The following is a 21,135-nucleotide window of genomic DNA, read 5'->3' as shown; positions in this document are numbered from 1 at the left end:
CCCCAAACGGTTCCAGACAATGCTCGAGTCAGAGTAAAACGAACCTGCGAACGCAGGCCTTAACAGCGCGCGATTATCCAGCAGGATGCGTTACAACGCATCAGGCTGGATCAACTATTTATCGTACAAAACCCCTTGTTTCGCACAACCAAGGCCGTTTTTTCATTCATATTTGTAACAGAAAAGTCACAGGGCCATCATTGACCAGGTGAACCTGCATGTCGGCACCGAATCGGCCGCTCGCCACATCGGCATGCTGGCCCTGGGCTTGCTGCAAAAGATAGTCGAACAGTTCGGCACCGAGCGCTGGCGGTGCAGCCGTCGAGAAGCTCGGACGCATGCCGCTGCGGGTGTCCGCCGCCAACGTGAACTGCGACACCAGCAGCAAACCGCCGCCCACATCCTTGAGGGACAGGTTCATCTTGCCCTGCTCATCGCTGAACACGCGGTAGTTGAGCAACTTGTGCAACAGTTTATCGGCCTGTTCACGGGTATCTTCAGGCTCTACCGCCACCAGCACCAGCAAGCCCTGGTCGATGGCGCCGACAATTTCACCCGCCACCTCTACCCGCGCGCCGCGCACACGCTGCAGCAGCCCCTTCATGCTTCTTCCAGGGGCAGGTCGAGCAGGCGACGTGCCATCTGATCGGCGGCCCGCACCAGCGCATCGGTGATCCCCGGCTCGGACGCCGCATGGCCGGCGTCGCGGATCACCTTCAGCTCGCTGTTGGGCCATGCCTGGTGCAATGCCCAGGCGTTGTCCAGCGGGCAAATCACATCATAGCGGCCATGCACGATCACGGCGGGCAGGTGGGCGATCTTGGGCATGTCCCGGATCAACTGGTCGGGTGCGAGGAACGCGTTGTTCATGAAGTAGTGGCATTCGATCCGGGCGATCGACAAGGCGCGCTGCGGCTCGGAGAAGCGGTCGATCACCAGCGGGTTGGGGCGCAGGGTGGCAGTGCGGCCCTCCCAGGTGGACCACGCCTTGGCGGCATGCATCTGGGCGATCTGGTCGTTGCCGGTCAGGCGCTTGTGGAATGCCTTGACCAGGTCATTACGCTCATCCGGCGGAATCGGCGCGATGTAGTCCTGCCAGTAATCGGGGAACAGGCGGCTGGCGCCCTCCTGATAGAACCACTCGATCTCTTGCGGGCGGCACAGGAAGATACCGCGCAGGATCAGGCCGTGAACCCGCTCGGGGTGGGTCTGGGCATAGGCCAGGGCCAGGGTAGAGCCCCAGGAGCCGCCGAACAGTACCCACTTGTCGATGCCCAGATGCTCGCGAATGCGCTCCAGGTCTTCGACCAGGTGCCAGGTGGTGTTGTTCTCCAGGCTTGCATGCGGGGTGGAACGGCCACAGCCGCGCTGGTCGAACGTGATGATGCGGTACAGGTTGGGGTCGAAGTAGCAACGGCTCTGGGCATCGCAACCCGCGCCCGGGCCACCGTGGATGAACACCACCGGCAGACCTTCAGGCGAGCCGCTTTCATCGACATAAAGCACATGCGGCGCTTCCACGGCCAGATCGTGCCGGGCGTAGGGTTTGATCTGCGGGTAGAGGGTCTGCATTGCGCACTCCGTGTGAGGATTTAGTCTGCCGTTGGGCATCATAAACCTGAATTGCGCTTTGAGCATGTATCTGAAGACAACTCCCCCGCACAAGCCTGCCATGCCTCTGCCACTGCGCTGACACCCCACCAGATTTATCTACCCCATCGAGGCTTTTCCACTCGCCATAGTCCCTTGTCCCGTTTCCTGCAATGGACCTCACGATGCCTAGCCCAACCGGCAAGACCACCCCCCCACCGGGTACCCCATACGCCACCATCGAGCAGAAAATCCCCGCGTGGCTGAAGTCAGCCTCCCCCGACACCCTGCGCGCAATGCGCGACGGGGAGCAGGCCCCCACCTGGCTGGCCACGGCGATCCTGCAAATGCCGGACATCGGCAACGCCTGGCGTGACGAACATGCGCGCCACCGCGACCACGCGGCACAGGTGCGCAGGCTGTTTGAAGCGCTTCCCGAGCTGCAGTCCTACGCCAGCCAGCAACTGTCAGAGGCGATCAGCGAACGGTTTGGCCTGACCGTCGATGTGCAGAACTGCTACCTGGTGGATGCACGCCTTATCGACATCGCCAACGCCATCGACAGCCGTCAGGCCATCGACCGCGCCACCCGCTCGCTGCTGCACTGCGCCCTGCACAACTTCGATGCTGCCGCCGCCGTCAAGCATGGGATGGATGCAGAGGGCGGGCCACTGAAGAAGTCCGTCATCGTCGATCACCGGCGCTTCATGGGCACAGTGCCCATCACCAATACCCTGAACATCGAGGCAGAGGCGTTTGCCGAGCTGTGCCGTGACCTGGACCTGGGCCGCAAATACCACGACAAGGTTCACGCCATCTACTATCCCCACGCCACAGCACAGCTGAGCGCCGACGAAGCTGCGCTGAACGTGTATCGAACCCTGGGCCGCGCCGAGGTATCGGCATTCAGGCAATCCCTGCATTTCGCCCGCCTCAAGGGCGATATCAGCGAGGTGCTGTACACCACCGCCCTTGCCACCCCCCTCGACAGGCTCCCAGCCGAATCTGCAGGACCGGCGATCGCTTTCAGCCTGCTCACACTGTGGGAAGCCGAACTCACCGGCGTCGCGCTCATCACCTTGCGAACGTCGGCCCAAGACACCGTGGCGCTGTACATCCCTGATGACAACGAAACGCCGCTCAAGGAATTCGCCTCCCTGGAAGCCTTGAAGGCCGACCTGAGCGGTCGACTGAGGGCGAACATCGCTTACCTGGACAGGCATATAGCCGACCGCGACAAAGGCCCGGTGATCGCGCGCCTCAAGGACCGCCTGGCCCCCATCGGCTGGAGTGTCCGCGGCCTGCATGAGCGAGTGCCGGACCCGCATGCAACGCTGTACCCGGTCGCGCAACCGTTTCGTCATGCATTCGAGGGTGTGATGGCCTTCCAGAAAGCCGAGCGCCACGAAAAGGATGTGCTTTTCCACGCGATACCAACAGCGATCGTCGATCGACGTACCGCTCTCGCCCACCGGCAGTTGATTGCCGGGCGCGTACTGACGGGCTTGAACATCGCAGGCTTTTTCGTCCCGGGCCTGGGCGAGGCGATGCTGGCCGTATGCCTGACACAGCTGGCCTGCGAGGTGTACGAAGGCATCGATGCGTGGAAAAACGATGAACGTGATGCGGCCTACGGGTATCTGGTCGATGTTGTCGAGAACGTGGCGCTCATGGCGGCGCTCTCTGCCGCAGCCAAGGCACTGAAGAACCCAGGGGAAGGTGCTGCAGGCGGGCCGGGAGAGGAACCGGAGGTGGAACGGATCCCCGTGGAAACGCCCTCCTTCATCGAAGCGCTGGAAACTGTCGAATTACCCAATGGTGAGGCCCGCCTGTGGAAGCCCGACCTGACGCCGTACCGCAGCCCCCAGGTGCTGCCCGCAAACCTGGAACCCGACGAACATGGCTTGCTTCACTATCAAGGCAAGCGCTGGCTTGTCGTGCAGGGTAACCAGTACATCGTCAGGCCCACTGCGGCCACTGACCAATACCGCCTGGTGCACCCGGCCAGGCCTGTTGCGCACGAGCCTGCGCTTCGCCATAACGGCGCCGGCGCCTGGTTGTTGCCCCTGGAGCACCCTCTGCAATGGCCAATGACGACCCTGGTGCAACGCATGGGCCTTGCGAGCGAGCAATTCTCAGAAGAAACAGCCTTGCAGATACTGCGTGTCTGCGATGTACATGAAAACGTGCTGCGCCATGTCCTGACCGAAAACCAGCGGTTGCCTGCCCTGCTTGAGGACACCCTGACCCGCTTCAGGCTGGACCAGGCTGTCCGTCAGTTGCCTGACAGGAGCCGATGGCCCACCGAGCTCGAACGTGCCTACGCGCGGCTCCCCGCCAGCCAGGCTAGCGGCGCGGCAGTCATTCAGAGGGTCTATCCGAACGTGCCCGCAGCAATCACCGATGAGGTGTTGCGAAACGCCACCAGCGGCGAACTGGCAGCACTCGGCTCGGGCAAGCTGCCTCTGCGCCTGGCTGAAGAAATACGCGTCTTCCAGCAGCAGGTACGCCTTGCCCGGGCCTACGAAGGGCTGTTCCTCGCCAGCGTTCGCAACGGCGACACCGACCGGCTGATCATGCATTCACTCGAACGGCTGCCTGGCTGGCCCGCTGACATCAACCTCGAACTTCGCCAGCACCGCTTCTGGCCTGCTCATCGCGAAAGGGTGGGGCCAACGGATGCACGGTCTTTCACGGTGATTACCAGCGCCGAGGCAGGTTACATCGTCCACGCTGAGGCAGGGGCGCAAACGCCGGTCGCCGTTTATGGCGATCTGTGTACGGCGTTATATGCCGCGCTGCCCCAGGCGATGGCCCAAGTGGGCATTGTGGACGGGGCTGATTTACGCCTGCGGTTGCAGGAAGGCCCCCTGTTGTCACGTACCTCGCTCAGGCAGGTGCTGGGCATGCAACCTGTACGGCCAGGTTACCGCTCCCCCATGCGGCTCGCCAACGGACGTATTGGCTACCCGTTGAGTGGTGGCCTGCCGACAGCCCCCATTGTCAGCCGCCAGGCCCTGCTTGAGGCGGTCAACGCCACAGGGCTCGCCGAACACACCCCCAGATCGGCGGATCAGATTCTGATGATCATCGCCGGCGGTGGCCGTAACCCACAGCAAGTGCTTGGACGGCTGCAGCAACTGGTGGATCAACGCATAGAGATGCAAAGCCGGCTGGACGACTGGAACGAGGGGATTTCAACTGCGTCCGATCAGGCCGCGCAGCAATACAGTGCCCTGCGGCAAGCCATCATGCAGCACTGGTACGACACGGCGTTGGTCGAGGGGGACAGCCACACCAGCGAGCTGAGCCTGGAGCAGGTGCCCCTGGCCGATATCCCCATGACCCTGCCGGCATTCTTCACCTCGAATATTCGCAGGTTGCGGCTTTACGACCTGCCATCAGGCACCCTCGCCGGTTGGGCGCAGAACGAACGCTTGCTGCAACGCCTGCTCAGGCAGGTTCCGCAACTTGAATCGCTGGAGATCAGCCGGGCCTACGACCCCAGCATTACACCGTCCTCTTTCATTTTCAGTATCCCCACCATCACCGAGCACTTGCCTGGCCTGCGGGCGCTGAGGTTCATCAACCAGAACGTCGCACTCACCTCCAACGACATGAACCAACTGGCCCAGTTGCCACTGCTCAGGTACCTGGACCTGAGCGGCAATCGTTTCGCGCAGCGCGACAGCCCCAGCTTCCATGAGTTTTCGCTGGACTACCTCGGCCTGAACGCCATGCAACTGCATCAATGGCCGATCGGGCTGGGCAGTGACGCCCTGGAGCGAATCGCTCACGTTTCGCTGCGTGACAACAACCTCCGGTCGCTGCCCTCGTTCCTGCTCAATGAGGCAGAAGCGATCCAGCGCCCATCGAGCCTTTCGCTGGAGGGTAACGAGATCAACGAAACCCACCTGCAGCGCCTGCTACTGAGCGAGAACCGGATGAATGTGCAGGTCAATGTGGATCACTCCCCCGAGCTGACCCAACGGCTCGAACGCATCCAGAATGAGCGCCAGCAACTGCGCGAGGCGATCGAAGGCTGGGCGCAAGCTTCCAGTTCCAACGCCCCGCTGACCCAAGCGGTGCTCGAAGACCGGCAACGCATCGAAGTGGCGATCACCGAATTCTGGTCCCGGCAGGAGCAGGGTTTGCAGTACCTTCGGCTGCAGCTTGAAAATGTGGCACTGGAGCACTTCCCGAGACGGCTGCCGGCCTTCTTCGGTGAACGCGTGACTGCCTTGACGCTGACCCGCGTCAGTGGCTCAACCGCCCAGCTCAACGAACTGCTGGGGCGCTTCCCCAATATCACCCGGCTGACCGTCGAAGCGCACGTAGCGCCAATGCCCTCGCTGCCGTCGGCCCTGGTACGGTTGCAGCGACTCGCGCACTTGGAATTTCGCAACATGGGCCTGGAAATCGACCAGGCCATGATCGAAGCCTTCGCCCGTTTGCCGCAACTTTCGTCGCTGGACCTGTCGGGTAACCAGATCGGTGCCATTACCCAGATACCCGCCAACCTCTCAGCGAACCTGACATCCCTGAGCCTGACCAACATGAACCTGCAGGCCTGGCCAGCCTGGTGCGACGCCCTGCTGCCATTGGAGCTGCTGGATTTGAGCTCCAACCATATCTCGGAGCTGCCCAACCATATTCTGGAAAACATCCACAACCCGATGCCGATCTCGTCGATTTCGATGTTCGACAACCCGTTGTCAGAAGATACGATCCAACGGGTGCGCACGTTCTCCGACAGCCAGCACAGCCTGTCCTTCGCCCTCGACATTCCCGACAACCTGATCCTGATTGAATCGTCCGATGAGGGCTCACTCCTCGATCATCCTCACTTCCCAGTGCCCTTCGCTGGCGATGACTCACCAAGGCTGGAGGATTGGGCGCTTGGCAACCAAGCGCAGAACGAAGCCCTGAGCGACTGCTGGCAAAGGCTGCAGACACTCGAAAATGGCCAGAACCTGTTGGCCCTCGCGGGCCGCTTGCGCAATGCGGCGCCGTACCTCGACCCTACCTCGCAAGCCGCGTTCTGCGAGCGCGTGCGCATCATGCTGGTGATTGCGGCAACCCATGAGCATGAGCTGCCCACCATGAGCAGCATCGCTGCGGCGGCCTTGCCCGACCCGGTAACCGGCTCGCAGACCTGCCATGACGGCGCACTTCAGGAATTCAACAATATCGAGCTGTACCTGATGTCCAACCGCATCCTCACCGACGCGGGCGACTCCTTGCCGGCCTTGTATCGGCGCCTGCTTCAACTGTACCGGATCGGCCAGCTGGAACTGCTGGCCAACAGCCGGACCGGGCAAGGTGACCGGGTCTCGGTACGCCTGGCCTACCGCCGGGAGCTGGCCCGGGAGCTGGACCTGCCGATTGCTGACAGTATGCGTTTTCGCGGCGCGGCCATGCTGGCACCGGGCGAGATCTCCAGTGTCCTGGAGCGCGTCAGGCAAAAGGAAAACAGTGATGCGTTCATCCAGTACATGCTGGCGAACGATGACTGGACCCGCCGATTGCGCGCTGAATACCCCGGCCGTTTTGCCGAAATAGAGCAACGCTATGGCGAGCAGGTGCTCGAACTGGCTGCACTCGACCTGCCGCTGACGGAGGAGCTGGCACTGCAGCAAAACCTGCAAGACGCTAAAGAACATCAGGAGCTGGAGCTGCTTCAGGAACTGACCCGGATGCAGGGCCGGCCCGAATGATCACCCCCTGAAACGAACTGCGAGGGCCTTCACCCGGCCAGGCCCTCGTCGCTCACTGCGCGTAGTGCCCCTGCCCCCACGCCAACATGGCCGTCAACAGCTGGTGCAGAACCACTTGCGTCGGTTGAGCCAGGTCTTCGCGATAGTCGAACGGTAGGCTCTCTTCCATGTAGGTACTCTGCGCCAGCTCCAGCTGCACGGCATGGATATGGCCGCCAGGGTCACCATAATGCCGAGTGATGTGCCCCCCCTTGAAGCGGCCATTGAGCACATGGCTGTAGCCCTGCGCTTGGGCACATACGCTTTGCAACCGTTCGACCAGCCCTGGGGCACAACTGGCACCGTTGAAGGTGCCCAGGTTGAAGTCTGGCAACCTGCCTTCGAACAGGTGGGGGATAAAAGAGCGGATCGAGTGGGCATCCCAGAGGAGTGCGTAGCCGAACTCGCTGCGCAAGCGTGCCAGTTCCTGCTCGATGACCTGGTGATACGGCCGCCAGATTTGCTCGAGATAAACCTTGCGCTCCTCGGCAGAAGGCTCGCAGCCTTCCTTGAACAGCGGCTGGCCCTCGAACAATGCAGCCGGAAACAGGCCTGTGGTAGCCCCTGCATACAACGGTTTGTCGTCATCCGGGCGGTTGAGGTCGATGACGAAGCGCGAATACTCTGCCGCCACCACACTGGCCCCAAGCTCACGGGCGAAATCGTACAGGCGCGGGATATGCCAGTCAGTGTCGGGCAGGCTGCGCGCCTGGTCGACCAACCCGTCGCGCACGGCCGGGGTCAGGCGGAGCCCCGCGTGGGGCATGCTGATCAGCAGGGGCACACGGCCCTGGTGGAAACTCAGTACCTTGTCCATTTCGCCTCGCTCAGTGGGCTATTTCATGGCCTTTGCGCACCACGCGCTTGGGCAGGTCGCCACCCAGCCAGTAAGCCAGGTCGGCGGGGCGTTCGATCTGCCAGGCGACAAAGTCCGCCACCTTGCCGACTTCCAGCGTGCCATGGGTGTCGCCCATGCCCAGTGCCGTGGCGGCATGGAGGGTAACGCCCGCCAGGGCTTCTTCCGGGGTCATGCGAAACAGCGTGCACCCCATGTTCAGCATCAGCCGCAGCGACAGGCCTGGCGCTGTGCCGGGGTTGAGGTCGCTGGCAAGGGCAATCTTCACGCCGTGACGACGCAGGGCGTCCATGGGAGGCAGCCGGGTTTCGCGCAGGAAGTAGAACGCGCCCGGTAGCAGCACCGCGACGGTGCCCGCCTCGGCCATCGCCACGGCGTCTTCCTCGGTCATGAATTCCAGGTGGTCGGCCGACAGCGCCTGGTAGCGCGCGGCCAGGCTGGAGCCGTGCAACGACGATAGCTGCTCGGCGTGCAGCTTGACCGGCAAACCCAGTTCGCGTGCCCTGATGAACACCTGCTCGACCTGGGCCGGGGAAAACGCCAGGTGCTCGCAGAACGCGTCCACGGCGTCCACCAACCCCTCGGCGGCGAGTGCAGGCAGCATCTGGTCGCAGATGTGCGCAATGTAGTCGTCGGGGCGCCCGGCGTATTCCGGCGGCAAGGCGTGGGCGGCCAGGCAGGTAGCGCGCACGGCAACCGGCAATTCGTCGGCCAGACGCCGCGCCACACGCAGCATCTTGCGTTCGTTGGCCAGGTCCAGGCCGTAGCCGGACTTGATCTCCAGGGTAGTCACACCGTCACGCATCAGCGCCTGGACCCGCTGGCGGGCACTGGCGAACAGCTCATCCTCGCTGGCCGCACGGGTGGCCCGCACGGTACTGGCGATGCCGCCGCCTTGCGCGGCGATGTCGGCATAACTCACGCCCTGCAGGCGCCGCTCGAACTCGTCGCTACGGTTGCCACCGAATACGGCGTGGGTGTGGCAGTCGATCAGCCCGGGGGTGACCCAGACGCCGTCAAGGCTCACTGTGCGAGCGATGCCCTGCACCGGCGCTTCAGTCCGTGGCCCGATCCACTCGATCAAGCCCGCGTTGCTGACGATGGCCGCGTCCTCGATGATCGAGTAGCTGCCCTGGGCCATGGTTGCCACCTGGCAGTTCTGCCAGAGAGTTCTCATATTCAGTCTCCGTTACTAGCGATAGTGCGCGAGGCAACTGACCGGTTGTCACAAGCTCGGCAACACGCCACGCGGCAACAGCCCCGTCAGTTTGCCTTCTGCCAGCAGCGCGCTGGCGGCCTCGATATCCGGCGAAAAGAAGCGATCACGGTCATAGTGCGGCACTTCACGGCGCAGCACCTGGCGGGCCTGCTCCAGTTTCACCGAGGTCTTGAGCCCCTCGCGCAGATCGAGCCCCTGGCATGCGCCCAGCCACTCGATGGCCAGCACACCACGGGTATTTTCGGCCATTTCCCACAGCCGTTTGCCAGCCGCCGGGGCCATGGACACGTGGTCCTCCTGGTTGGCCGAGGTCGGCAGGCTGTCGACGCTGTGCGGGTGTGACAGCGCCTTGTTCTCACTGGCCAGGGCCGCCGCAGTCACCTGGGCGATCATGAAGCCGGAGTTGACCCCGCCGTTTTCCACCAGGAACGGCGGCAACTGCGACATGTGCTTGTCCATCATCAACGAGATACGGCGCTCGCTCAGTGCGCCGATTTCAGCGATGGCCAGCGCCAGGTTGTCGGCGGCCATGGCCACCGGCTCGGCGTGGAAGTTACCGCCCGAGACCACATCGCCTTCGACGGCGAACACCAATGGGTTGTCCGACACCGCGTTGGATTCGATCGCCAGTACCTCCGCCGCCTGGCGCAGCTGGGTGAGGCACGCGCCCATGACCTGGGGTTGGCAGCGCAGCGAGTACGGATCCTGGACCTTGCCACAGTGTTTGTGCGACAGCGAAACCTCGCTGGACTCGCCCAGCAGGTCCCGGAAACAGGCGGCTGTATCGATCTGCCCGGGCTGGCCGCGCGCGTCGTGGATGCGCGGGTCGAACGGCGAACGCGAACCGAGCACCGCCTCGACCGTGAGGCCGCCGCAAGCGATGGCTGCAGCGAACAGGTCTTCGGCCTGGAACAGGCCGCGCAAGGCATAGGCAGTGGACGCTTGGGTGCCGTTGAGCAACGCCAGGCCTTCCTTGGCGGCCAGGGTCAGCGGTTGCAACCCGGCAACGGCAAGCGCCTCGACAGCAGGCAGCCATTGGCCTTGGTAACGCGCCTTGCCTTCGCCCAACAGCACCAGGGACATGTGCGCCAGCGGCGCCAGGTCACCGGAAGCCCCCACCGACCCCTTGAGCGGAATGTGCGGGTAGACTTCGGCGTTCACCAGTGCGATCAAGGCATCGATGACCTTGCGGCGAATGCCGGAAAAACCACGGCTGAGGCTGTTGATCTTCAGCACCATGATCAGCCGGACCATCGCATCGTCCAGCGGCGCGCCAATGCCCGCGGCATGCGATAGCACCAGCGAGCGCTGCAGGTTTTCCAGATCGTGGCTGGCAATACGGGTCGAGGCCAAAAGGCCGAACCCGGTGTTGATGCCGTAAGCGGTGCGATCTTCAGCGATGATCTGCTCGACAACGGCAACGCTGGCATCGATGGCCGCAGCTGCGCTGGCATCCAGGCTCAGGCGCAGTGGCGCCAGGTGGATCTGGCGCAGTTGGGCCAGCGTCAGCCGGCCAGGGATGAGGTTCAGGGCTTCCATGTACAGGCTCCTTTGTTATTGTTCAGTGCAGTGCCGCGAGAACAGGCAGCGGCCCTGGCGAAGCTTTGAGCAGCGCGGCGGTGCAGGCGATGTCCGGCGCCAGCCAACGGTCTTCCAGGTAAGCCGGAACCTGCTCACGGAGCAGGCGCCAGGCGGCATCGGTACCTGCGCCAAAACGCTGATACTTGAGAAATTCGAACGCCTGGCTCGCCAACAGATACTCGATGGCCAGTACCTGGGTGCAGTTCTCCAGCACCTGGTGCAGTTTCAGCGCGGCGTTGGTTCCAAGGCTCAGGTGGTCTTCCTGCAGACCGGAAGTGACGTAATTGTCGAGCACTGCCGGTTGCGCCAGCTGGCGGTTCTGCGCGCACAGCGAGGCGGCCACGTACTGGGCGATCATCATCCCCGAGTTGACCCCAGGGTTGCTGACCAGAAATGCCGGCAGCCCACTGACGTGGGGGTTGACCAGGCGATCCAGGCGGCGCTCGGCAATCGAACCGATCTCGGCCATGGCAATCGCCAGCAGGTCGGCGGCCATTGCCACCGACTGGCCGTGTGGGTTGGCTTGGGACACCACACGGAAGTCATCCGGGGTGCCCAGCAGCAACGGGTTGTCGTTGGCGCCGTTGAGTTCGGCCTCGATCTGCCGCACAGCATGGGCGAACTGATCACGGGCCGCGCCGTGCACCTGCGGGATCGAGCGGATGCTCAGCGCATCCTGGGTGCGGATACCCTTGCTGGCAGCGATCACTTCGCTCCCCGCGAGCAACGCGCGCAGGTTCTCGCCCACCACTTGCATGCCTGGGTGCGGCTTGAGGGCGATGATCTCGGGGTCGAACGCAGTGATCTGCCCGCGCAGTGCCTCGAAGCTCATGGCACCGGTCACGTCGGCCCATTGCAACAGCCGGCTGGCGTCGTCCAGGGCGAGGCTGGCCAGGCCGGTCATGCACGGCGTGCCGTTGACCAGGCACAGCCCATCCTTGGCCCCCAGCAGCACCGGCTGCAGGCCCTCCTCGGCCAGGGCCTGGGCGGCGTCGACGACGTGCCCACGGTAGCTGACCTTGCCGATCCCCAGCAGGCACACGCCAACGTGCGCCATGTGCGTCAGGTAACCGACCGACCCCTGCGAAGGTACCTGCGGCGTGATGCCATGGTTGAGCAGCGCCAGCAACGCTTCGACCACACATCGGGCGATACCCGATTTGCCGTGGCTGTAGTTGGCGATTGCAGCGCAGATGATCGCCCGGGTCTGTTCCTCAGCGAGCGCTGGCCCCACGCCACAGGCGTGGCTGAGCAAGGTATTGCGTGATAGCTGGCTGAGCTGTTCGCCTTGCAGCGACACGTTGCATAGTGCGCCCAGGCCCGTGTTCACGCCATAGGCCCGCTCACCGCTCTCGACGATATGGCGGACGATGGCTTGGGCATTGTCGATACGCGCCCATACCTGCGGTGCCAGTTCCAATGGCGCGCCATGGCGGGCAACGGCGGCTATGTCCTGCCAACGCAGTGGGGCATCTTCGAAGACAACGGTCTGAACGTGCGACATGGTGCCCCTCATACCGCGACCGCGCGGCGCTGGACGAAGCGGTCGACATACTCATCGGCCGGGTTGTGGAGGATCTGGTGCGGCGTTCCCACCTGGATCAGGCGGCCGTCCTTGAGGATGGCGATGCGGTTGCCGATGCGTACCGCTTCGTCCAGGTCATGGGTGATGAACACGATGGTCTTGTGCAGGGTCTTCTGCAGTTCGAGCAATTGGTCCTGCATCTCGGCGCGGATCAAGGGGTCGAGCGCACTGAAGGCCTCGTCCATGAGGATGATATCGGTGTCCGCTGCCAGTGCCCGGGCCAGGCCGACACGCTGGCGCATGCCACCGGACAGCTGGTGCGGGTATTTCTTCTCGTAGCCCTTCAGGCCTACGGTCTCGATCCATTGCTGGGCGCGCTCGGCGCACAGCTGCTTGCTTTCGCCCCGCACCTTCAGGCCATAGGCGACGTTTTCCATCACATTGCGGTGCGGCAGCAGGCCGAAGCTCTGGAACACCATGCTGATCTTGCGTCGGCGAAAATCGCGCAAAGCCTCCATGTCGTACTGCAGGATGTCTTCGCCATCGACCAGGATCTGCCCGCTGGTAGGGTCTATCAGGCGGTTGAAATGGCGTACCAAGGTCGATTTCCCTGAGCCCGACAAGCCCATGATCACGAAAATCTCGCCGCTGGCGATGGACAACGACAGGTCGTTGACCCCGACCACGCAGCCGGTCTGCGCCAGCACTTGCTCTTTGCCCTGGGCGCTGCGGATCAGGCGCATGGCTTCGTCGGCCCGGTCGCCGAAGATCTTGAAGACGTTCTTCACCTCGATCTTGCTGATCGGCTGCGTGCTCATTTGCTCACCTCGTGGCGTGGCCGGCCATAGGCCTGGGTAATGCGGTCGATGACCACCGCGAGAATGACGATGGCCAGGCCCGCTTCCAGGCCGCGGCCAACGTTGAGGGTCTGGATGCCGACCAGCACGTCTTCACCAAGGCCACGCGCCCCGATCATCGAAGCGATCACGACCATCGACAGGGCCATCATGGTGGTCTGGTTGATACCGGCCATGATGCTCGGCAGCGCCAGCGGCAACTGCACACCGAACAGCTGCTGCCAGCGGTTGGCACCGAAGGCGTTGATCGCCTCCATCACCTCCCCATCGACCTGGCGGATACCCAGGTCAGTCAGGCGGATCAGCGGCGGCGCGGCATAGATCACCGTAGCGAAGATGGCCGGCACCTTGCCCAGGCCGAACAGCATCAGCACCGGAATCAGGTACACGAAGCTGGGCATGGTCTGCATGATGTCGAGCAGTGGCATCAGTACTGCCCGCAGACGGTTGCTGCGCGCCGACAGGATGCCAAGCGGGATGCCCACCAGCACCGAGATCAGCGTAGCTACCAGCATCAGTGCCAAGGTCTGCATCAGCTTGTCCCACAGGCCAACGGCACCGACCAGGAACAGCAGGCCGGTGATCAGCAGGGCCGGCAGGATGCGCCGGGTCGCGTGCCAGGCGACCACTGCCACCACACCGAGCATCAGCCACCAAGGGGTAGCGCGCAACAAGCCCTCAAGGCCGACGATGGCCCATAGCAGCGTATCGGAGATGTGCCGGAACACATCGCCGTAGTTGGTCACCAGGGCGTCGACCCAGCCGTTGACCCAGTCGGCGATGGAAAATGTCAGGTTGTCAGGAAACATAAATTCCACTCATCGGCAGAGGACGCTCAAAGCGCCGCGTTGATCTTCTTGGCAGCCTCTTCGCTGACCCATGCCTGCCAGACTTCAGGATGTTCCTTGAGGAATGCCTTGGCCAGTGCCGGCGACTCGATCCGCTCCTTGGTCATGCGCGCCAGGTTCTGGTTCAGCAGGTCGATCGGGATGTTGACCTTCTCCAGCACAGCGACCAGCTCGGGCGCTTGTTCGTGGAAAACCTTGGACAGCCCGACCTTGATCGAGACGGTCTTGTCCACACCCTGTTTTTCCTGCAGCTTGACCAGATCGATCTGGCCCATCAGCGGCGTGGGGGTCCAGTAATAGAAGAGAATGGGTTCCCCGCGCTTGTAGCTGGACAACACCGCAGCATCCAATGCCGGGCCGGTGCCGGGGCGGAAGTTGGTATAGCTGCTTTCCAGGCCGTACTCCTTGAGCATCTTGCTGTTGTCCAGCTCGCAGGTCCAACCGGCCGGGCAATTGTAGAAGCGGCCCTTGGCGGGCTCTTCCTGGTCTTTGAAGACACTGGCATATCTGGCCAGATCGGCCACGTTTTCGAGGTCTGGCGCCTTGGCCTGGAGCTTGCGTTTGGCGTCACCCTCGATCACATAGCGCGGCACGTACCAACCCTCTTGCGCGCCCACCACCGGGGCGCCGACGCCCACCACCTTGCCGGCTGCCTCGGCCTTCTTCCACACCTCGCTACGGCCGACCCACTCCTCGGCGAACACCTGGATGTCATTGGTGCCCAGCGCGTTCTCCATGGTGATGGAGTTGCCGGGCAGACTGTCGGTTGCACAGCCGTAGCCGTTCTTCAGCACGAACTGCATCACGTCAGTCAGCAGCATGCCGCTTTCCCAGTTCAGGCCGGCGAATTTGACCGGCTTGCCGGACTCACACCAACCAGCAGCCTGGCTGCTGCCGGTGACGCCGAGCAGGCCGAGGGTGAACAGCGAGGCAAGCAAGGTCTTGTTGGTTTTCATTGCATGACGCTCCAAACTTGAAAGTGGAAATCGGCAGTCCTTACAACAAAAATCACCGATTGGGGGCCGCCGTGCGGCCCACCGGGGCTGTCAGCCAGTGATCATCGGCAGGTTCAGACCCTGCTCTTTGGCGCAATCGATCGCAATCTGATAGCCGGCATCGGCGTGGCGCATCACACCGGTGGCCGGGTCGTTGGTCAGCACGCGAGCGATACGCTCAGCCGCGTCGTCGCTACCGTCGCACACAATCACCATGCCAGAGTGCTGGGAGAAGCCCATGCCCACGCCACCACCATGGTGCAGCGAGACCCAGGTGGCACCGCTGGCGGTGTTCAACAGTGCATTGAGCAGTGGCCAGTCGGACACCGCATCCGAGCCATCCTGCATGGCCTCGGTCTCGCGATTGGGGCTGGACACCGAGCCCGAGTCCAGGTGGTCACGGCCGATGACGATCGGCGCCGACAGTTCACCGCTGCGCACCATCTCGTTGAACGCCAGGCCCAACTTGGCGCGCAAGCCCAGGCCGACCCAACAGATGCGGGCTGGCAGCCCCTGGAAGCTGATGCGTTCGCGGGCCATGTCCAGCCAGCGGTGCAGGTGGGCGTCGTCCGGGATCAGCGCCTTGACCTTGGCGTCGGTCTTGTAGATGTCCTCGGCATCACCCGAGAGCGCCGCCCAGCGGAACGGGCCGATACCGCGGCAGAACAGCGGGCGGATATAGGCAGGGACGAAGCCTGGGAAGTCAAAAGCGTTGGCGACCCCTTCTTCCTTGGCCATCTGGCGGATGTTGTTGCCGTAATCGAAGGTCGGAATACCCTGGCTCTGGAAGTCGAGCATGGCTTGCACATGCACGGCCATGGACTGCTTGGCGGCCTTGACCACAGCCGCCGGTTCAGTCTGGGCGCGGTCACGATATTGTTCCCAGGTCCAACCCGCTGGCAGGTAGCCATTGAGCGGGTCATGGGCACTGGTCTGGTCAGTGACCATGTCCGGGCGCACGCCACGCTTGACCAGCTCAGGCAGGATTTCGGCAGCGTTGCCATGCAGGGCGATGGAGATGGCCTTGCCTTCGCCGGTGTACTGGGCGATGCGCGCCAAGGCGTCATCGAGATCGCTAGCCTGCTCGTCGACGTACCGCGTCTGCAGGCGGAAGTCGATGCGGCTCTGTTGGCACTCGATGTTCAGCGAGCAGGCACCCGCCAAGGTTGCAGCCAGTGGCTGGGCGCCGCCCATGCCGCCCAGGCCTGCCGTCAGTACCCACTTGCCCTTGAGGCTGCCGCCGTAGTGCTGGCGACCGGCTTCGACGAAGGTTTCGTAGGTGCCCTGCACGATGCCCTGGCTGCCGATGTAGATCCAGCTGCCGGCGGTCATCTGCCCGTACATGGCAAGGCCCTTGGCATCCAGTTCGTTGAAGTGCTCCCAGTTGGCCCAGTGCGGTACCAGGTTGGAGTTGGCGATCAGCACGCGCGGGGCGTTAGCGTGGGTCTTGAATACGCCGACCGGCTTGCCCGACTGAACCAGCAGGGTTTCATCGTCGTTCAGGTTGGTCAGGCTCTCGACGATCTTGTCGTAGCAGGCCCAGTTGCGCGCGGCGCGGCCAATGCCGCCATACACCACCAGCTCTTTCGGGTTTTCGGCAACCTGTGGATCGAGGTTGTTCATCAACATGCGCAGCGGCGCTTCGGTCAGCCAGCTTTTGGCCGTCAGCTTGTTGCCGCGCGGGGCGCGGATTTCGACATCACGAAATTTGTTCAGCTTGTTGTCAGTCACGAAAGTGCTCCTCGGATGCTTGCAGCGCGAATGGGACGGCCTATCCACGATCGCGCACTTGGCTTTACTTGTACATACAAGCATATGCAATTGAATTGCCAAGTTGCCTGACAGCGCCTCGACGAGGACGTTGAAAACAGGTTGCAGCCCATGCACGTCAAGGGCTCAGAGCAAGAAGAAAAGCTTTGGTGGGGTAAAAACCAGACGTTTTTCACACTGGACGGCATTGCGCCATCCTGGGGCGTTCGGTAACAGACTGCTCCGTTTGGAAGCGTTACCAGGTTACTCTCGGCCGATTGCAATGGCCCTGTCGCCTGCAAGCCGGCGGATCAGGGCCACTAGATCCACTTATAGAGGGGACAGCTCGATCACGCAGCAGCGCCCGAGCACATCAATCTCCTGCAGGCGGGTGTTTTCGCTCACCTGCAAGCAGTCGTACAACCCCAGTGGCGGCTGCAGTTGCCCATCGATGCTCGCCTGCAATTGCGCCTGGCCGCTGAACACGAGCACGGTGCTGGCCGCACTGAGCAGCCGGCTGCCACCGTTGAACCATTGCAGCCGGGCGCGGTAACGCCCAGGCGCATAGATCAGATTGAAATCGCGAATCGGCCCGCCCAGCAGACTACAGTTCACCTGGCTTTCACCACTGAAGGCATAGGCATCGAAGGGCAACAGCGGCCGGCTGGATTCGCCGTCCACCGTCAAACGCATGCCATCGCCCTGCAGCACGGTGATGATGCGTTGGTAGCCGGCAAAGCTCGAAAAACCGCCGGACGCCTCAATGTCGGCAATCGACAGCCGCCAACCGAAGCCATCAAGCCCATCACCGGTATCGCGGGTGATTTCTTCGGTAAACCCGCCACCGTTCTTCCACGGCATGCGCGGGTACTCTTCGGCGTGCAACCAGTGTATCTGCCTCATTTGCTGAAACGCCCTTCCAGACGATGACGAGACCCCGGATGGATCAGGCGCGCTGCGGTCACCGGCTGACGCCCGGACCAGGTACGGCGACGGATCAGCAGGCAAGGCTCGCCACGCTCGATCGTCAACAGTTGGCATTCGTCAGGCTCGGCAAGGATGGCCTCGACCACGTGCTCGCCCTCCGTCAGCGGCGCCACCTGCGACAGGTAGGCGTAGGGCGTCTGCAGGGTAAAGTCCTGCTTGAGGTAGTCTGGAGCGATCTGCGCGTTGACGTAGCGATCTTCGATCTGCACTGGCACGCCGTTTTCGTAATGCACGATCAGCGAATGGAACACTCGCTGACCTTCACGCATGTCCAGGGCCAGCGCGCGCTCGGAACCGGCCGTCTCCTCGGCCAAGGTGATCACCTGGCAGCTATGCTGGTGGCCACGCGCGGCGATTTCGTCGGCAATGTTGTGAACTTCGAACAGCGCTGACTGGGTCTTGGGCTCGGCAACGAAAGTGCCGACGCCCTGCATCCGCACCAGCAGCCCATCAGCTGTCAGCTCGCGCAATGCACGGTTGATGGTCATGCGGCTGAAGCCAAGCTGGCTGACCAGTTCGCTCTCGGACGGCACCCGGTGATGCGGGGGCCAGCTGCCACTTTCGATCTGCTGGATGATCATCTGCTTGACCCGGGCGTACAACGGCGCCGGGCCCTCGCCCATCGGGGCGACCAGCGCGGGGACAGGAGGTGTCGGCACGGCGTGGATCCTTGTGCGGAATGAATGAACGGTAGCTTGCCGCAGTTTACCCGGCAGGCAAACGGCTGTATATGTATATACAAGCTGAACACTCACAGGATAGCGCAATGCCCGCCTACTACGCCGAACGTGCCCTGCTGCCCACCGGTTGGGCCCACAATGTCCGCCTGGAGGTGGCCGCCGAGGGTCATCTGGTGGGGGTCCAGGCCGATGCTACGGCCGAGGGCGCCGAACGCCTCAAAGGGCCGGTGCTGCCCGGCATGCCCAACCTGCACTCGCACGCGTTCCAGCGCGCGATGGCCGGCCTGGCAGAAGTGGCAGGCAATCCCAACGACAGCTTCTGGACCTGGCGCGAACTGATGTATCGCCTGGTCGGCAAAATCACCCCCGAGCAACTGCAGGTCATCGCCCGTCAGCTCTACATCGAGATGCTCAAGGCCGGCTACACCTCGGTGGCCGAGTTTCACTACGTGCACCATGACCCGGCGGGCAAGGCCTATGCCGACCCAACCGAGCTGTCCCGGCGCATCAGCGCGGCGGCGGCCAGCAGCGGTATCGGCCTGACCCTGCTGCCGGTGCTGTACAGCCATGCCGGCTTCGGTGGCCAGCCACCCAACCAGGGGCAGCGGCGCTTCATCAATTCCACCGAGCAGTACCTGCAACTGCACGCGCAACTCGCAGCGACGATCGCCGCACAACCCGCGCAGCAGCTGGGCTTGTGCTTCCACTCACTGCGGGCGGTGACGCCAGGGCAGATCGCCCAGGTGTTGGCAGCAGGCGATCAGCAATGTCCAATCCACATTCATATCGCCGAGCAACAGAAGGAAGTCGACGACTGCCTGGCCTGGAGCGGCCTGCGCCCATTGCAGTGGCTGTATGAGCATGTGCAGGTCGATGCGCGCTGGTGCCTGGTGCACGCCACCCACGCGCAGGCTGACGAAGTGGCAGCCATGGCCAGCAGTGGCGCGGTGGCCGGGTTGTGCCTGACCACCGAAGCCAACCTGGGTGATGGGATTTTCCCGGCGGTGGACTACCTGAGCCAGGGTGGGCGGATGGGGATCGGCTCTGACAGCCATGTCTCACTGAGCGTGGTCGAAGAGCTGCGCTGGCTGGAATATGGCCAGCGCCTTCGTGACCAACGGCGCAACCGGCTTTATCGCGACGATCAGCCGAGGGTCGGCTGTACGCTGTATGGCGCGGCGCTGATGGGTGGGGCTCAGGCAGTCGGGCAGCCTGTGGGGGCGCTGGCCGTGGGCAAACGTGCCGACTGGCTGGTGCTCGATGGGCAAGACCCGTATATCGCCACGGCCGACGAAGATGCAATTCTCAACCGCTGGCTGTTTGCCGGTGGCGACCGCCAGGTGCGCGATGTGATGGTCAACGGGCAGTGGGTGGTGCGCCAGGGGCGGCACGGGCAGGAGGAAGAAAGCGCCCGGGCGTTCGTCGAGGTGTTGCGACAGCTGTTGGGCTGACGACAGAGGGCCGCAACGCGGCCTCTATGCCCTCAATGCATCTGCACGATCTGCTTGTCCGCCATTCGCCAGATCAGCCGGCTGGTGTCGTAGCCCTGCTGACGGGCTTTGGCCAGCAGGCTCTCGCGCTCCCATGCCGGCAGGGTCGGTGTACGCGACAGGATCCACAGGTACTTGCGGTCGGGGCTGCCGACGATCGCCGAGCGGTAGTGGTCGTCCACGTACAGGATCCAGTACTCCCCCTTGGTCAGGCCAGGGACCAGGCGGGTGAACCAGTTGTCGAACTCCACCCACAACCTGTCGGTATGCCCCGGCTGCTGGATGTTGGCATGCCCCTCGGCGCGCAGCCACTCGTCACCCATCGTGCGGCAGCGGTTCAGCACGCCGTACGAGCCATCAGGCTTGAGGTTGTAATGCGCTTCGGACTGGGCGCATTCGCTCTGGTACGGCATCGGCAAGCGCGCCAGCTCGTACCATTTGCCTTGATAGCGTTTGAGGTCGACATTGCCGGCGGTCTTGGGCGCCAGCGGGTCATTGGCCGACGTGGCGCAGCCACCCAACAGCATCACCAGGCACAACCCCAGCAGCAGGTGCAGACGCGTCATTTGAGGCCCTGCCCTGAATACATCAGTACTTTGTCGGCCGCGTATTGCACGCTGATGAAGCTCTTTTCGTCCCCCCAGGTACAGCTGCTCATGCCCAGTGCGCCAGAGCACTCGGTGGGCGTGCCGAGCAGTTGCTCGACCTCGGCCTTGTTCATGCCGGCCTTGAGCTTGGAATAGTTTTCCTGGTTGATCTTGCTGCACGCAGTCAGGATGACGCACAGGGACAACAGGGCGAGGGAACGCAACGACATGAAGGAACACTCCTGAATGGTGGGCGCAGGCGAGAGGCCTGCAGGGACCTTCGACGGGAAAAACGGTCCCTGGTTCCCTGCCATGCCCTTTTCGTTCCACACCATTGGTCGGCGGGCGCTGCGCAAACGATTAATGTTTTGCCATGACGAGTCGACACAGCGAGCACGCTGTGACGCGTGATCGC

16 protein-coding genes are annotated in these 21,135 nt (G+C 63.1%); 2 read left to right on the top strand and 14 right to left on the bottom strand.

Translation table 11 applies throughout. From position 1 onward, the window contains the following. Window positions 1–166: 166 nt before the first annotated feature. Complete coding sequence (gene dtd, locus ABRP30_RS02060; protein WP_012312380.1) at window positions 167–604, bottom strand: D-aminoacyl-tRNA deacylase; 438 nt, start codon at window positions 602–604, stop codon at window positions 167–169. Continuing rightward, entirely contained in the window at window positions 601–1,572 is a 972-nt protein-coding gene (gene pip, locus ABRP30_RS02055) for a prolyl aminopeptidase (RefSeq protein ID WP_012312379.1), read from the bottom strand. The genes dtd and pip overlap by 4 nt, the downstream gene beginning before the upstream one ends. A 203-nt stretch (window positions 1,573–1,775) precedes the next feature. Here pip and ABRP30_RS02050 point away from each other — a divergent pair, with 203 nt between their 5' ends. Next, window positions 1,776–7,307, top strand: a complete 5,532-nt coding sequence (locus ABRP30_RS02050) for a dermonecrotic toxin domain-containing protein (protein ID WP_267820452.1) — start codon at window positions 1,776–1,778, stop codon at window positions 7,305–7,307. Between the two features lie 52 nt (window positions 7,308–7,359). Here the strand turns inward: ABRP30_RS02050 and hutG are convergent, their stop codons facing one another. From hutG to hutC, 10 genes are all read right to left on the bottom strand, one after another. Continuing rightward, the gene (gene hutG / locus ABRP30_RS02045) at window positions 7,360–8,163 is read right to left on the bottom strand and encodes an N-formylglutamate deformylase (RefSeq protein ID WP_267820450.1); all 804 of its coding nucleotides are present in this window, start codon (window positions 8,161–8,163) and stop codon (window positions 7,360–7,362) included. Window positions 8,164–8,173: 10 nt separating this feature from the next. After that, the gene (gene hutI / locus ABRP30_RS02040; protein WP_349975187.1) at window positions 8,174–9,379 is read right to left on the bottom strand and encodes an imidazolonepropionase; all 1,206 of its coding nucleotides are present in this window, start codon (window positions 9,377–9,379) and stop codon (window positions 8,174–8,176) included. 48 nt (window positions 9,380–9,427) lie between these two features. Beyond that, the gene (gene hutH, locus ABRP30_RS02035) at window positions 9,428–10,960 is read right to left on the bottom strand and encodes a histidine ammonia-lyase (RefSeq protein WP_267820446.1); all 1,533 of its coding nucleotides are present in this window, start codon (window positions 10,958–10,960) and stop codon (window positions 9,428–9,430) included. 22 nt (window positions 10,961–10,982) lie between these two features. Continuing rightward, window positions 10,983–12,506, bottom strand: coding sequence for a histidine ammonia-lyase (gene hutH, locus ABRP30_RS02030; RefSeq protein ID WP_267820444.1), 1,524 nt, complete (start codon window positions 12,504–12,506; stop codon window positions 10,983–10,985). An 8-nt stretch (window positions 12,507–12,514) separates the two neighbouring features. Further along, a complete protein-coding gene (locus tag ABRP30_RS02025) occupies window positions 12,515–13,345 on the bottom strand; it encodes a glycine betaine/L-proline ABC transporter ATP-binding protein (RefSeq protein ID WP_241804105.1) in 831 nt (276 codons plus the stop codon). Next, complete coding sequence (locus ABRP30_RS02020; protein WP_241804106.1) at window positions 13,342–14,193, bottom strand: proline/glycine betaine ABC transporter permease; 852 nt, start codon at window positions 14,191–14,193, stop codon at window positions 13,342–13,344. Before ABRP30_RS02020 ends, ABRP30_RS02025 begins: the two co-directional genes overlap by 4 nt. Window positions 14,194–14,219: 26 nt before the next feature. Then, window positions 14,220–15,188 carry an ABC transporter substrate-binding protein gene (locus ABRP30_RS02015; protein ID WP_349975186.1) on the bottom strand — a complete coding sequence of 323 codons (969 nt, stop codon included), beginning with the start codon at window positions 15,186–15,188 and terminating at the stop codon, window positions 14,220–14,222. Window positions 15,189–15,278: 90 nt separating this feature from the next. Continuing rightward, complete coding sequence (gene hutU, locus ABRP30_RS02010; RefSeq protein ID WP_349975185.1) at window positions 15,279–16,958, bottom strand: urocanate hydratase; 1,680 nt, start codon at window positions 16,956–16,958, stop codon at window positions 15,279–15,281. Between the two features lie 348 nt (window positions 16,959–17,306). Continuing rightward, window positions 17,307–17,879, bottom strand: coding sequence for a HutD family protein (locus ABRP30_RS02005; RefSeq protein WP_241804109.1), 573 nt, complete (start codon window positions 17,877–17,879; stop codon window positions 17,307–17,309). Then, entirely contained in the window at window positions 17,876–18,586 is a 711-nt protein-coding gene (hutC, locus tag ABRP30_RS02000; protein WP_241804130.1) for a histidine utilization repressor, read from the bottom strand. The genes ABRP30_RS02005 and hutC overlap by 4 nt, the downstream gene beginning before the upstream one ends. 143 nt (window positions 18,587–18,729) lie before the next feature. Here hutC and ABRP30_RS01995 point away from each other — a divergent pair, with 143 nt between their 5' ends. Next, window positions 18,730–20,094: a formimidoylglutamate deiminase gene (locus ABRP30_RS01995; RefSeq protein WP_349975184.1), complete on the top strand. Its 1,365-nt coding sequence runs from the start codon at window positions 18,730–18,732 to the stop codon at window positions 20,092–20,094. A gap of 32 nt (window positions 20,095–20,126) precedes the next feature. Here the strand turns inward: ABRP30_RS01995 and ABRP30_RS01990 are convergent, their stop codons facing one another. Beyond that, window positions 20,127–20,699: a lipocalin family protein gene (locus ABRP30_RS01990; RefSeq protein WP_267820434.1), complete on the bottom strand. Its 573-nt coding sequence runs from the start codon at window positions 20,697–20,699 to the stop codon at window positions 20,127–20,129. Next, window positions 20,696–20,950: an outer membrane protein assembly factor BamE gene (gene bamE / locus ABRP30_RS01985; protein ID WP_012312368.1), complete on the bottom strand. Its 255-nt coding sequence runs from the start codon at window positions 20,948–20,950 to the stop codon at window positions 20,696–20,698. The genes ABRP30_RS01990 and bamE overlap by 4 nt, the downstream gene beginning before the upstream one ends. Window positions 20,951–21,135 lie beyond the last annotated feature (185 nt).

Origin of the sequence: Pseudomonas sp. WHRI 8519 (genome assembly GCF_040224055.2) — a bacterium.
Lineage (GTDB): Bacteria > Pseudomonadota > Gammaproteobacteria > Pseudomonadales > Pseudomonadaceae > Aquipseudomonas > Aquipseudomonas putida_X.
The sequence above is the reverse complement of the archived record's forward strand: the minus strand, read 5'-3'. Positions and strand labels throughout refer to the sequence as shown.